Annotated in this window: 16 protein-coding genes; 7 read left to right on the top strand and 9 right to left on the bottom strand. The window is 31.1% G+C overall.

From position 1 onward, the window contains the following. Positions 1–7: 7 nt before the first annotated feature. The 4 genes from ACEN2K_RS12390 to ACEN2K_RS12375 all read right to left on the bottom strand — a co-directional run bounded on the left by ACEN2K_RS12390 (position 8) and on the right by ACEN2K_RS12375 (position 2,602). Positions 8–760 (bottom strand): DUF4369 domain-containing protein, encoded by a 753-nt coding sequence (locus tag ACEN2K_RS12390; protein ID WP_441759643.1) that lies wholly within the window; start codon positions 758–760, stop codon positions 8–10. A gap of 378 nt (positions 761–1,138) precedes the next feature. Beyond that, positions 1,139–1,378 (bottom strand): hypothetical protein, encoded by a 240-nt coding sequence (locus ACEN2K_RS12385; RefSeq protein ID WP_441759642.1) that lies wholly within the window; start codon positions 1,376–1,378, stop codon positions 1,139–1,141. Positions 1,379–1,751: 373 nt separating this feature from the next. After that, the gene (locus ACEN2K_RS12380) at positions 1,752–2,192 is read right to left on the bottom strand and encodes a KTSC domain-containing protein (RefSeq protein WP_441759641.1); all 441 of its coding nucleotides are present in this window, start codon (positions 2,190–2,192) and stop codon (positions 1,752–1,754) included. A 161-nt stretch (positions 2,193–2,353) separates the two neighbouring features. After that, positions 2,354–2,602 (bottom strand): hypothetical protein, encoded by a 249-nt coding sequence (locus ACEN2K_RS12375; RefSeq protein ID WP_441759640.1) that lies wholly within the window; start codon positions 2,600–2,602, stop codon positions 2,354–2,356. A gap of 89 nt (positions 2,603–2,691) precedes the next feature. On the opposite strand from ACEN2K_RS12375, the gene ACEN2K_RS12370 reads away from it, so the two are divergent. After that, on the top strand, positions 2,692–3,234 hold the full coding sequence (locus ACEN2K_RS12370) for a hypothetical protein (RefSeq protein ID WP_441759639.1): 543 nt from the start codon (positions 2,692–2,694) through the stop codon (positions 3,232–3,234). Positions 3,235–3,248: 14 nt separating this feature from the next. Here the strand turns inward: ACEN2K_RS12370 and ACEN2K_RS12365 are convergent, their stop codons facing one another. Both ACEN2K_RS12365 and ACEN2K_RS12360 read right to left on the bottom strand, forming a co-directional pair. After that, positions 3,249–3,644 carry a response regulator gene (locus ACEN2K_RS12365; protein ID WP_441759638.1) on the bottom strand — a complete coding sequence of 132 codons (396 nt, stop codon included), beginning with the start codon at positions 3,642–3,644 and terminating at the stop codon, positions 3,249–3,251. Next, positions 3,641–6,484 (bottom strand): PAS domain S-box protein, encoded by a 2,844-nt coding sequence (locus ACEN2K_RS12360; protein ID WP_441759637.1) that lies wholly within the window; start codon positions 6,482–6,484, stop codon positions 3,641–3,643. The genes ACEN2K_RS12365 and ACEN2K_RS12360 overlap by 4 nt, the downstream gene beginning before the upstream one ends. Positions 6,485–6,862: 378 nt before the next feature. On the opposite strand from ACEN2K_RS12360, the gene ACEN2K_RS12355 reads away from it, so the two are divergent. The 6 genes from ACEN2K_RS12355 (at position 6,863) to ACEN2K_RS12330 (ending at position 11,183) form a co-directional block, all read left to right on the top strand. Then, a complete protein-coding gene (locus ACEN2K_RS12355; RefSeq protein WP_441759636.1) occupies positions 6,863–7,015 on the top strand; it encodes a hypothetical protein in 153 nt (50 codons plus the stop codon). Positions 7,016–7,026: 11 nt separating this feature from the next. Further along, positions 7,027–7,257 (top strand): hypothetical protein, encoded by a 231-nt coding sequence (locus tag ACEN2K_RS12350; RefSeq protein WP_441759635.1) that lies wholly within the window; start codon positions 7,027–7,029, stop codon positions 7,255–7,257. Positions 7,258–7,267: 10 nt separating this feature from the next. Next, on the top strand, positions 7,268–7,642 hold the full coding sequence (locus tag ACEN2K_RS12345) for a YchJ family protein (RefSeq protein WP_441759634.1): 375 nt from the start codon (positions 7,268–7,270) through the stop codon (positions 7,640–7,642). 152 nt (positions 7,643–7,794) lie between these two features. Continuing rightward, positions 7,795–8,913 (top strand): vWA domain-containing protein, encoded by a 1,119-nt coding sequence (locus ACEN2K_RS12340; protein WP_441759713.1) that lies wholly within the window; start codon positions 7,795–7,797, stop codon positions 8,911–8,913. Positions 8,914–8,987: 74 nt separating this feature from the next. Continuing rightward, a complete protein-coding gene (locus ACEN2K_RS12335) occupies positions 8,988–10,451 on the top strand; it encodes a magnesium chelatase (protein ID WP_441759633.1) in 1,464 nt (487 codons plus the stop codon). A gap of 108 nt (positions 10,452–10,559) precedes the next feature. Beyond that, positions 10,560–11,183: a 2OG-Fe(II) oxygenase gene (locus ACEN2K_RS12330; RefSeq protein WP_441759632.1), complete on the top strand. Its 624-nt coding sequence runs from the start codon at positions 10,560–10,562 to the stop codon at positions 11,181–11,183. Here the strand turns inward: ACEN2K_RS12330 and ACEN2K_RS12325 are convergent. The 3 genes from ACEN2K_RS12325 to ACEN2K_RS12315 form a co-directional block, all read right to left on the bottom strand. Further along, positions 11,180–11,710 (bottom strand): DinB family protein, encoded by a 531-nt coding sequence (locus tag ACEN2K_RS12325; protein WP_441759631.1) that lies wholly within the window; start codon positions 11,708–11,710, stop codon positions 11,180–11,182. The genes ACEN2K_RS12330 and ACEN2K_RS12325 overlap by 4 nt on opposite strands. 52 nt (positions 11,711–11,762) lie before the next feature. Further along, entirely contained in the window at positions 11,763–12,473 is a 711-nt protein-coding gene (locus ACEN2K_RS12320; protein ID WP_441759630.1) for a DUF4339 domain-containing protein, read from the bottom strand. A 147-nt stretch (positions 12,474–12,620) separates the two neighbouring features. Continuing rightward, positions 12,621–13,181 (bottom strand): DUF6642 family protein, encoded by a 561-nt coding sequence (locus tag ACEN2K_RS12315; RefSeq protein ID WP_441759629.1) that lies wholly within the window; start codon positions 13,179–13,181, stop codon positions 12,621–12,623. Between the last annotated feature and the right edge of the window lie 232 nt (positions 13,182–13,413).

Here is a 13,413-nt window from a genome sequence, read left to right as displayed (position 1 = left end):
CTGCACTTCATTTAGCGTCACCAACAGCTGGAGCAGTAGCACCAGTTGTAGGCGATTTCATTTCGTCTAATTTAGTTTTTATCGCTTTACCTGGTTTAGTACTTTTCAAAGACTCATCAAAACTATTGTAAATAGCTTCGGTCTTTTTAATGTCAGCACTAGGATCGTTTACCATACCTTGAATTATTAAAGCACTGATAAAAGATTTAGGGTGTGTCTCTGCATACGTAATGTATTTAGATTTAGACGCAGTAGCAACTTCTTCTTGAAGCTTTGTAAATTGTTGCATTAAATTGTTAATGACAACAGTATCCTTCGTTTGTTGTGCATTGTTCATTGCCTGCATGTTGTTCGTTTGAAAATCCATTAGTTTCTTTTGAACTACTTTGATCTCTTCATTGAACTTAACATATTCGTCATTGTTGTACGTTCCAGAAACTTTAGATTTTTGGATACTATCTTTATCAATAGTAACTTCAATATCTCCATTTTCTAAAATGAATGGTACTTTTCCTTGAATTCCTTCTACTTGTAAAGTATGGAAAGCTGGTTCTAAAGCTTTACCTGTTATTTCAAATTTCTCGTTTTCAACTTTTACTGTATCAACAGCAATTAATCCCATGCCATTAGCATCTTGTGTTTCAACGATAATTGTTTTTCCGTTTTCGATTCCTTTTGCGGTTCCAGAAATAGTGTACTTGTCTTTGCTACATGATGCTAAAAGAACTGCAGCTGAAAGAAATAAAATTATTTTTTTCATTATAAATTAGTTAATTGAGTTAAGTGTGCAAAAGTATTTAAATTTATCAAAGTATAAATATTTTTGTAACCTAAATTTTTGTTATATTTTTTATATCTGTTTTTTGAATTAGCGTATGTATTTGTATTCTTATTATATTGCATGTGTTTGAAATTGAATACATTATCTTATTGTTCCAAATAGTAAAAAAGTGGATAATGCTATTGGATACAACAGAGCCTCTGTAATTATTTGTTATTGAAGATGATATAATTACTTTTTTTTAAAAATTACAACGCTACTTAAGCGATATGGAGATAAGTTTTATTGCAAGAAATTGCCTAAGCTAAAAAAGGGTAATTTAGCTTAATCTGTAGTTAAATTTAGTCTCAATTGGAACTAAATTTCAGATAAATTTTTTTGAGAATCTGTTTTGCTAATGTCAAACTCGGCTTGTTCGATTTCGTTTAAGGTGATTTTGATATCCATATTAACGGTTCGTAATTCCTTGTGTAAGGTGGCGCAAATAGGATCATTTTCTAAATTTGAATTAATCTCCCGTCGTTGTTTTTCCAGTATTTCCAGCATCTCTTTTGCTTTTTTATACTGTGCTTTGTATTTGTGATAAAATTGAGTCATTTTGGTTGTTTGAGTTTTGGTTTGTTTGGATTGCTAAAGTATTAAAAACAAGTTGATTATGCAATAGTAGTTTTTTGTAATTTAATAATCTATTTTAGTAATCTTTGGTTAGCAGTGAAGGAGGTGAAATACTACGGATTTTTAAGATACTTTAATAAAAGGAGGTAGAGCTAAAGGTGATCGACGTAGTTATGAAAGCGAATTGTAAATAGTGTTATTGTATGCCTTAAAGTACAGTGTATTTGCGTACTTCCTTCTTACATTCAATAATTATTTACCATCGAGAATTTAATATAAAAAACCCCGATTATTGAAAATAATCGGGGTTTAATGCTTTTCTTTAACTTTAAATCAAAAAAAATGAATTTAGAATTTAATCTTGATTCAACGTTTTTCTCCAAGTAAAAGAATTTAAGATATGTCTTTTAGCAAATCTTCCAGGAGAATCTGCATTTACCATTTTTACGTAAGTAGCTTTAGGAACACTGATGTATTCATAAACACTTCCGTTTGAGAAATTGATAATCAATCTTCCTTCTACAAATTTGTAATCTGTAATAGTTGAAGTAGAAATCGTTTCAGTGTATTCCGGTAAATTTAGTTTAATAGTTTCTGGATTGATGCTCACTAAGAAGTGGTATGCTTCAATAATTTTTTTACTGTTTTCCTCAGCAGCTTTTAAACCTTCCTCATCACCTTGAAATTTATCAGGATGAGCTTCTTTCATCGCATTACGATAAATGGTTTTTAAATCTTTTAATTCTGCAGTTTTATCTACATTTAGCAACTTGCGGTATTCAACTATTTTTTTCATAAATAAGGTAACTACTTGTCTTTAAAGAAGAAATTAATATAATTCACTTTCAAAAACAACAATTTTTTGCAAAGGTACACTTTTTTTTAATTTTTTACTTTATCTAAAATAAAAAATAAAAAAAGCTATTCTAAAACGTTCAATTTCTACAAAAAGCTAATCTATTGCTCTGGCTTTTGATTAGCCTTATCAAAGTTTTTTGATTTTTTTGGATATTTGTTATGACTAATGTCGCTGGGATTTTCAATTATAGATTTTATTGTAATTAGATCACCAATTGCATGCTTCGCCTGAACCATTTTGTAATCTAACAGATAGATTCCACAAAAGAAATTGTTATTTTCATCTTTTTCAATTATCCCTGTATATACCCCTTTTTGTAACATTTTTTCTTCTGAACTTTTCGTCATAATCTTTCTTTTTATAAAATTCTAAGCTGCAAAGTTAATCATTTATTTATTGGTTTTTTCTCTTCTAGACTTTCTGATTATATTTGCATATGGAAAAAAATTTTCGACCAAGCCCTAATTCTTTTAAAAATACTTTTTGTGTATTTAATGAGGTAGCAATGAGTAATATTAAAGGGCTTACACTACAGTTTCAAAGTAAAGCAGGTAGTAGTTATTATTATACTAATGAAGGAATGTATAGAATTTCAAATCATTGGGGAAGATTAGCTAATAGTAAATGGCGTTTAATTCCTTTGCAGCCAGAATCAGAATCAAAGTATAAATTAGGTTTTGCTACTTGGGAAAGTTTTTATCCAGATAACCCAACTGATAAATTATATTATTTAGAGGCAGATTATATAAATCATACCGTAAATTATCAACATAAGAACAATCCAAGTTATGATAACAAAGCGGTTTTGCGAACTAGCTTTGATACAACTAAAAAAATCAAACAAATAAGGAATTTATTTAATTTAACTTCATGGGCAAAATATTATGACTATGAGGATTTAGATAAGTTGCGAAAAGAAATTATATATCAATTAATATATACTGATACGTCTTTGGAGGAAATCAAGGCAGCTTTATAACGTGGCAATACACTTTAATCAAATGCAGCAATTAATTTCAAGTCATTTAGGCTAATGGGTTTGGACATATAACCTAGAATATTGGGGTTGTTTTTTGCTTTCATTTTATCTTCCACGGCTATAGAAGAGCTTGATATGTAAATTTTTATTTCAGAATTTATCTCTAAGTTAAATTTTGCAAATTCAGCCATGAAGCCCCAACCATCCATAACTGGCATTTCTATGTCCAAAAGAATGATATCTGGAGGTAGAACTTTATTCTCTATAGCTCCTTTTAAAGCATTGATAGCTTCTTTACCATTTGAAAAAAGTAGCGTAGAATGAAAAATTTCTGACTTTTGAATGATCTTTTTCATGATGGTTTTGTAAATGATATCATCGTCAATTACCCATATTTCTCTTGTTCTCATGAAATATAAATTTTGAAGGTAGTTCCTATTTCTGGAGTGCTCTCTACAGTAATGCTTCCACCCATAGCTTCAATTTGATTTTTAGTAATAAACAAGCCGATGCCTTTAGAATCAGGATTATCGCTAAAAGTCTTATACATTCCAAAAATCTTATTTCCGTATCTTTCTAAGTCAATTCCAATTCCATTATCCGAAATTTCGAGTACCTTCATATCATTTTCTAGGTAATAATTGATCGTAACTTGTGAATCACGATCTTTGTGACTGTATCTTATTGCATTTGAAATAATATTAAAAAGAATACTTTCTAGATAAGCAGGATTGTAATTTACTTCAATATCATTTGCTACTTTATAGTTTATAGTTGCATTCTTTAATTTTATTTGTTCTGTAAGAACATCGAGTGCATTATCTATGTAGTTTTTTAAATTTACATTTTCAGTTACAAGTCCGATGTTGTTTTGAATATTGACTACTTCATTAAGATTATATAGTGTTTCATTAAGAGAATTACTTACTGTTTTTAGTAAGTGTATTAACTCCTCTCTTTCATTATTAGATTCAACTGATTCTAATAATGTCGTCAGGGAAGTAATATTGCTAGTGTGTGATCTCAGATTATGAGAAACAATATAAGAGAAATTGAGTAGCCTTTTATTTTGCTCAGATACTAAATTAAAAGAATTGTTCAAATCTTTTTGCACGTCCTTAGTTTTTGTTATATCAATCATAATTCCTCTAAGACTGACTGCTTTATCCTCTTTAGTTATTACGTTTACAATATCCCGCAACCATACAATATTACCATTTTTAGCAATCATGCGATACTCAAAATCATGATTTAAATTTTTACTTGTCTGCTCTGAACAAAATGCCATTACAGAAGCTTTATCTTCTTTGTAGATGTGGTCAGCCCAAAAGGTAGGACTTGAAAGCCATTCTTCATCAGTATAGCCTAATATGTTTTCCACTTTTTTACTAATAAATGTGAACTCAAATGTTTTTGCGTCACACTCCCATACAATACCATCAATGGTGTTGATTAAGGATTCGATACGAACTTGAGAATTAATAATTATTTGTTCTTGTTTTTTACGTTCGGTAATATCTTCATTAGATACGATAATGCGCTCTAACGATTCTTCATATCCTCTAATAATGTTCCATCTTAAATCAATGTTGCGAAATTCATTTTCAGAATTTTTTATTAAAGTATCCAACGAATATTTAGTCTTATTCTGAGTTATAGCCACGAGGTGTTCTGTAAAGTCAGTTAAGAATTTTGTGTTAAATAATTCCGATTTAGTATTTAACAGTTCCTCTAAATTTTCAACTTTATAAAGATTAAAACAAGCTTTATTTACATTAATCAATTTTATGTAGGAGTGGCATTTATGCACAATTTGTGGATTTTTAGTAAGGTAGTTTCTTACTATTTCTTCATCTTGATTAATCAATTTTAACTCCTTGAGATAATTTTTTACTTCAGAGAAATCCTCTTCTCTTAAAGGAAGGGGAGAATCATCAAATAAGCTTTTGAAATGATTTTCACTTTTCTTAATTAATTCTTCGGCTAATTTCTTTGAAGTAATATCTTCTATAACGGCAATATTACTAGTTATTTTTTCACCTTTTTCCCAAAGAGGGGAAATAGTTAAGCTAACCCAGACTATTTCTCCTTTACTTGTATAATATCTTTTCTGCATGGAATAATCACGCATTTCTCCTTTTTTAATCTTATTGATATTTGTATTATCATTTTGTAAATCATCAGGATGGGTGATGGACTGGTATGTTTTTTCCTTCATCTCATTTTCTGAATATCCTAATAGTTTACAAAATTGATTGTTAACTTCCAGATATTTACCATTAATAGGGTCAACAATAGCGATTCCGATGGCTGCCTGTTCGAAGATAGTTTTGAACCGTAGTTCACTATTTAAAAGTTTTTCGGTTTGCTGACGAACTAATAATTGTAACTCAGCTGGTTTTTTTAAAATTAAGGTGGTCAATAAGCCAAATAATGCTGCTAATATAAAACCTAATATAGTAGGAGCAATAAGTGATGAATAAAAGCTATACGGGTTTTTGGCTATCAAATACAGTTTAAAGTCTCCATCAGGAACGTAACTAAAAACGTGATTGTCATCAGTTAAATTAATTTTCTTTGGTAAAAAGAAATTTTCTTCTAAAGTTGTGGGATTTCTTTTAGAAAACTGAAAATAGTATTCAGAATTATCAAGGGAATTTATACCTGATACTTTAAGTAATGATTCTAATTTTATTACTACTGCCGAAAATCCCCAAAACAAATTTTTATTATAAACGGGTAATCTGCCTACTATACCAACGCCTCCTTGTTTCAGGTTAAAAGGGCCAGCAAAGTACATTTTTTGAGTACTAAGAGACTTTAACGCTTCTTTATTATGTGATTTAGATTCTAAAATATTCAAACCCATTGCTGCTTCGTTTCCTTCCAGCGGATAGATGTATTTTATAATTCCATTTGGAACGAGCTGTACAGCACTTAGACTAGGATTTGATTCTATTAATTTTTTTCCAATATTATCAAAATCTTCTGGAATCCCTTCGTCATTAATGGTCAAGGCTAAGGTTAGTGTAGATGTATAGCAGTTTTTAAGGGACTGTTCAATGTTTTGATGAATAACATAGAGTTTATTGCTCATTTCATCATGCTTGTACTCTTTTGCAATTAAGAATTGTTGTAAAACAATAAAGGACACAGTAAGGGACAAGATAAAACCTACAAGTAAGCCCGTAGTTTTTGGTCTCGCTATAAACCAATTAATAAATTTCGACCAACTATTTTCAGATTCCATTGCTGTATTTTATATAATTTTACGGATTCTAACTAAGACATTATCAAACTATAAATTAATGGCTTAATTTATAACTTTCCAGTAAAAAAAAACTTTGATATTTTCCCAAATGTTGGAAAATCTCCCTTAAAATGCAAATTTTTTATATTTTTTTAAATTAATTAGGTTAGCAGTATTCGTTTTTAGAATTCTGATTAAGAGTATGTTATTGATATTAAGTGTTTTATGATTATTTGTTTAGTTCGATTAGCTTGTCGTATTTCTAGTTTAAATTTCCGAACTTTGCCATTAATGTTATTATTAGGACAAGATTGTTTACTGCTTATAAATTATAGTGTTTTTAAATACTAGCAGTTATCACATTATAAAAAATTGATTATGAGTAGAAATAACGAGAGAAATATTAAAAAGCATAATGATAAACTTCATAAAGCACAAGACAAAGCAAAGTTAGCACAAGCACAAAGGAAAGAGAAACTAAAACAAATCACCAAAAAGTTTAATGAAAGTAAATCTTCTGACGAAAGTTAAATAATAGAAATATGAAACAAAATAATTTTGAGCTGTTAAAGCAAAATGTTCAGGAAATTATAGATTTGATTGCAGAAAAAAATGCTAAAGAGGCAAATAATAAATTGGTTGAAGTAAGCGAACAATTAGATGATTTTTTAGACTTTTCAGACGATGATGCTGATTTAATTGAAATTAGTAAATATCAAGTTTTACTCAATCAACTGCAACAAAGAATCATTGCACTTAATGGTCAAATCTAATTAGGGATAAATGATAAAATGTTATTGTGGCTCTGAGCAACTATTTGAAGAATGTTGTAGTCCTTATATTAAAGCTGTTATCAAGCCACCCACTGCAGAAGCCTTAATGCGTTCTCGCTACTCAGCATTTGCTACGCAAAAAGCGGATTACTTGGTAGCTACAACACATTTTTCTACTAGAAAACATCATAAAAAAGCCGATGTTTTTGCATGGTCAAAATGCAATCAGTGGATTAAATTAGTAGTTTTAAGTACAACAATTAATACAGTTACTTTTAAGGCGTATTATCTGGATCAGGAACTAAAAGGACAAATACATCACGAACATTCTATTTTTAAAATGGAAGATGGTTCCTGGTTTTATGTCGACGGTGACATCTTTTGATGGTTTAATTGACTAATTCAGTTCTCACTTTAATTAATTTAAAAAGTATAAAGACCAGTTTGAATTTCATTGGTGGAATGGTTACTGTTTTAACTAAAAATTAATAAACGTTTGCCACGGGTTTATTTAAAATAGCTGTAATTTTAATGGCTATGGAAAATGATAATAAAAAAGGTTTTTATTTCAAGCAATACGAAGCGCCAAATCAATCTCCGTTTGAAAAACTCTTTGGTATATTCAAAGAATTAATCACCCATACTTCAGGGGATTTTGATGAAGCAATCGACTGGTTGCGGGAATTGGACAAGGAATATAAACTCACTGATGAACACTACACTATTGATGATTTTATAGAGGATTTAAAGAAAAAAGGCTACATAAGAGATGAAGTTAAAGAGGATGGATCTTCTGGACTGGGAATCACAGCTAAGACAGAGCGTGCCATTAGGCAACAAGCTTTAGATCAAATTTTTGGTAATTTAAAGCGATCTGGAAGTGGTAATCATAAAACAAAACATTCTGGAAACGGTGACGAACATACTGGGGAATTTAGAGAATTTCATTTTGGTGATGGTTTAGAGCGAATTTCGTTAACAGAAAGTTTGCGCAACGCCCAAATTAATAATGGTGTCGCTGACTTTATGTTGACTGAGAATGATTTGGTTGTCGAAGAAACGCAATATAAATCCCAAATGAGTACGGTACTGATGATTGATATTAGTCACAGTATGATTTTATATGGTGAAGATCGAATCACACCTGCCAAAAAAGTTGCCATGGCGCTTGCCGAATTAATTACGACACGCTACCCTAAAGATACTTTAGATATTTTAGTTTTTGGTAATGACGCATGGCCCATTGCTATAAAGGACTTACCCTATTTGAAAGTTGGTCCTTTTCATACCAATACTGTGGCAGGATTACAATTAGCAATGGATTTACTGCGAAGAAAAAGAAATACCAATAAGCAAATCTTTATGATTACTGATGGGAAACCTAGCTGTGTTCGTGAACGTGATGGTTCATACTATATGAATAGTAATGGTTTAGATGAATACATTGTTGACAAATGTTACAGTCAAGCACAACAAGCCCGCAAACTCCATATTCCTATTACGACCTTTATGATTGCAAATGATCCGTACTTACAAAAGTTTGTCAATAAATTCACCGAAGCCAACCAAGGAAAAGCGTTTTATACAGGACTGAAAGGTTTAGGCGAAATGATTTTTGAAGATTACGAAACCAATAGGAAAAAAAGAGTGAAGTAGGTTTCAGAGTTGTAAATAAAATAATAAATAAGTTGAATTTTTAAATCTAATTATTCAATTTTTAAATACAAAATATGAAAATAGAGAATATAAATACATTAGGTGCATTAAAAGCTACGGGATATAAAAGCTTACCAATCAAAGAGGAATTACGAAATAACTTACGAGAAAAAATAAAATCAGGCAAGCCCGCTTTTGAAGGGGTGCATGGATTTGAAAATACTGTTATTCCAGAATTAGAGCGAGCTATATTATCGCGTCATAATATCAATCTATTAGGACTTCGTGGTCAAGCCAAAACTAGATTGGCACGTAAAATGGTTGATTTATTAGACGAATACATTCCTTTTGTCACAGGCTCTGAGATCAATGATGATCCATTTAATCCTATTTCTCGTTTTGCCAAAGAAATTATTGAAATTAAAGGAGATGAAACACCCATCTCTTGGTTGCACAGAAGTGATCGCTTTTCTGAAAAACTAGCAACACCGGATGTTACCGTAGCCGATTTGATTGGAGATGTGGATCCTATCAAAGCAGCAAATTTAAAATTATCATATGCTGATGACCGTGTAATTCATTTTGGAATGATTCCGCGTGCAAACCGTTGTATTTTTGTAATTAATGAACTACCTGATTTACAAGCACGTATTCAAGTAGCTTTGTTTAATATTTTGCAAGAAGGGGATATCCAAATTAGAGGGTTTAAACTGCGTATGCCTTTGGATATGCAATTTGTATTTACTGCGAATCCAGAAGATTATACTAATCGTGGGAGTATTGTCACCCCGTTAAAAGATAGAATTGGCTCGCAAATACTTACTCACTACCCCGAAACAATTAAGGTAGCTCGCACGATAACAGAACAAGAAGCTAAGCTAGATGCAGTACAAAGTGATATGGTTTATGTGCCTTCTTTGGCTAAAGATTTACTGGAACAAATAGGTTTTGAGGCTCGTGAAAGTGAGTATATAGATAATAAAAGTGGGGTGAGTGCGAGGATGAGTATTACCGCTTATGAGAATTTACTAAGTACTGCTGAGCGTCGTGCTTTAAAAGCTGGTGTAGCTAGAACAACTTTACGTTTGTCTGATTTTATGGGAATTATTCCAGCTATAACAGGTAAAGTAGAGTTGGTTTATGAAGGGGAGCAGGAGGGAGCAGCAACTGTGGCTCAAAATCTTTTAGGATCTGCTATTCATACTTTTTTTCCAGCCTATTTTCCTCCTATTGAGAAATTAGAAAAACCAAATGAGAAAACTCCCTATACTGATTTGATCGAATGGTTTTTTGCCGAAAGCGGATTTGAACTATTAGATGAAGCTAGTGATGAGGAATATCAAAGAATCTTAGGTGCAATTGTACCACTCGAAATTTTAGTTAAACAATACCAACCTGATTTAGCCAAGGAAGACAAATTCTTTATGAAGGAATTTATTCTTTGGGCCTTGGTCGAACATAATAAATTGAGTAAAGACCGTATATCTAAAGGTTATCAGTTCAAAGATATTTATGGTAGTTACATTAGTAAACTGTAGCATTTATTATTATTACTATTTAAATAGCGTTTAGAAGATTGTTTCTAAGCGCTATTTTTTTATTATCAACATGTTATACGTGAGGCTATATGTACTACCTTACCAAAGTTGACCGCACTTGCGGTTGATGAACAACTAATGGAAAATAGCTTTGAAGCTTTGATTACCTCCTATATTGATAATAAAGTAGGTATATCTGAACATTTTTTAAGTGATGATTTGGCTAACAACTTAAAGAAAAATTTACTTGCCTTAAACCAACAAGATTTATTGATTACTGCAGGCACAGGCAATTCAGAAGTGATTGCTTATGACAGCGCCGTGCGCAGTGATTCTATATATTGGCTTGACAAAAAGAATAACAATGCCTTTGAAAACGCTTTTTTTGAACAAATTGAAGCCTTTATTAGTTATCTGAATGAAAGCTGTTTCACAGGGATCACAGGCTACGAATTTCATTATTCATTGTACGAAAAGGGAGATTTTTATTTGCAGCATTATGATCAATTTCAAAATAATCCCAGTCGTAAATATTCGATGATTAGTTACTTGAACAGTGAGTGGCAAACGGCTGATGGAGGTGAATTATTAATTCACCAACAGAATAAGAATCAAAAAATTGCTCCCACACAGGGTAAAACGGTATTCTTTAAAAGCGATGAACTATTACATGAAGTGTTAGTTACACAAAAAACTCGAATGAGTATTACAGGCTGGTTGAAATGTGATTAAGATTGCTGCTGTACTGAATTGTGTTTTATTATTTCTGAAATTTTAGCCAAATGATGATCATCGTGTTCTGCAACGAATAAAAACAAGTCCATGGTGCGCATAGGTGTTTTTAATGTAGGATGAAGGGCGGACTTAAATACCATTTCTTCGTCAATATTTTCAAGAAGATAGATTGTGTGTTGTCTCAGCTTTCTAAAGGTAGCAACTAAGTCTTCAATTTTGGTGGCATTATGATTGGCTAAGTCGGTCTTGGAATTTGCTAGGTCGGTGGGGCGTAGTTCTACTTCGTTATTTAGGATATCTTCAAATCGGCCTTGCCAAAGTGTTTCGAGATCTATTAAGTGCCCAATGTTTTCCTGAATTGACCATTTATTTTCCTTCTTATCTGTAAGAAGATGGGAATTTATTGTTTTTAATTTATCTTCTAATCGCAATGAGGTCCCTGAAAGGCGTTCTATAATCGATGGGAAAATATTTTGATTATTTTCAAAATTAAACTTTCTTTCAAACCATTTTATCTGCTTCATAATAATGTATCTGCTTTTAGGAATTACAATTAATTTTTAATCTAATGTTAGTTTAATGGATAGTTTCTAATTCTAAATACAGTCTATTGGCTTCATTCTCCAACTTATTAATTTCTTTTCTCCATTCTTCAATGTCATTTTGGATGATCTGAAGCTGTTCATCTCTTGTACTTTCTGATCGTAATAATTTGAATTCTTCGGCTTCAGCCAAGTCTTTTTGTGCTAAGATAAGCTGTCTTTTATTATCGATTAATTCATTTTTGATAACCGTAAGACGATTGTTGATAGAATCTTTTCTCCTTTTATTATTATTCTCTGTTGTGATTCTTTTTTGAATTTCATCTTGAAAACGCTGTTCATTAAATTCTTTACGTTGCAATTTAACTTTTTCATTGCTAAACTCCGTTTCTTTATTTTTTAGCTCTAATTCATTTTTCTTGTTTTCTTGAATAATGTTTAGAGTGATTATAAAAATAAAAATTACTAAAGAGGCTACTGCCAAATAAAAATAGCTTTTCTTCAGTCCTAAGATAGTTTCAACTACTTCGTCATTGCTCTCCTCTTGAATAGGAACAATACGTTTTATAGGAGGAGGCTGTATGGTAAAAAGGGAATTAAGCTCTTCTATATTTTCAGCATGTGTCCATTCGTCCATACCTTGATACCATATTAATGTAGTCTTATATACCGGCTGATTTTTTAATTCTTCAAAAGTAAAAGGACCACCATTTTCATTACCATTATTGATATAATAAGTTCTCATTTTTAGTGTCAGGTTATTGTATTTTAATATAGCGTAATATTACAAAAAATAGTATCTCATTTATTATAAAAATATTCGATAAAGAAGTCTTTATAGCGGTAAAATAGTAGTTTTTAAGGTGTAAGTTGCGAATATTATGATTCTTGTTTAATAGTACAATCTAAAATCAAGTAGTCTGCATAGCGCATAATGTTTTTGATGTAATTCCTCAACAATTTCAATAATATCTTCTTCATCTTGACTAATATTGAAGAAAGCTTTGTCTAATGCAATACTGGGGATTTTATCAATCAGTCTACCGTAGCCTGAAATAGCACGAGCACCCGTAATATCTAGAAAGTACTGTGATTCTTCATCACTTAAATCTAATACCTTAGCGTTGGCAAAATGAATTATTTTGCCCTTCATTTTTCCATCAAAAAGTTCGGCAATTTCTTCTAGACTGTAATAATAATCGTTAAGGCAAATGGAGTTCTCTTCTCCAGGCATTACTAAGTAAATGATTTCGTAATCTTTGAAATCATGATCATCATAGAGTAGGGCACTCAAACTTTCCTCTAATCCTTCTATAGTATCACATGATTTGTAAATACTATTAATTTGATTATCTATAGCTAATTGTTCTAAGCTTTTGACAGTTAAGGTAGCAGTAGGGATGTCAACATCATTAACAGCTTCGAGGCAAAAAATAAATTTATCTTGATCCATTTTAAATTTTTGAGGCGATAGTTTATTAGCTGCAAAGGTATAATATTAGTACTGATAAAGTCTTTCATTAAAGGAGTTCTACTATGTTAAAATTACTTTAGAAGTAGAACATTAACTTGTTTTGAAAGCTGGAAATTAAATTAAAATGGAGTGTTATGTGTTCGCTGCTAAATAAATTGCGAGGAAACTATTATTTTTTTAGCTTAGGCCAATAGTTATAATGAAGTTTGCT

Source organism: Flavobacterium sp. W21_SRS_FM3 (assembly GCF_052113625.1).
Lineage (GTDB): Bacteria > Bacteroidota > Bacteroidia > Flavobacteriales > Flavobacteriaceae > Flavobacterium.
The sequence above is the reverse complement of the archived record's forward strand: the minus strand, read 5'-3'. Positions and strand labels throughout refer to the sequence as shown.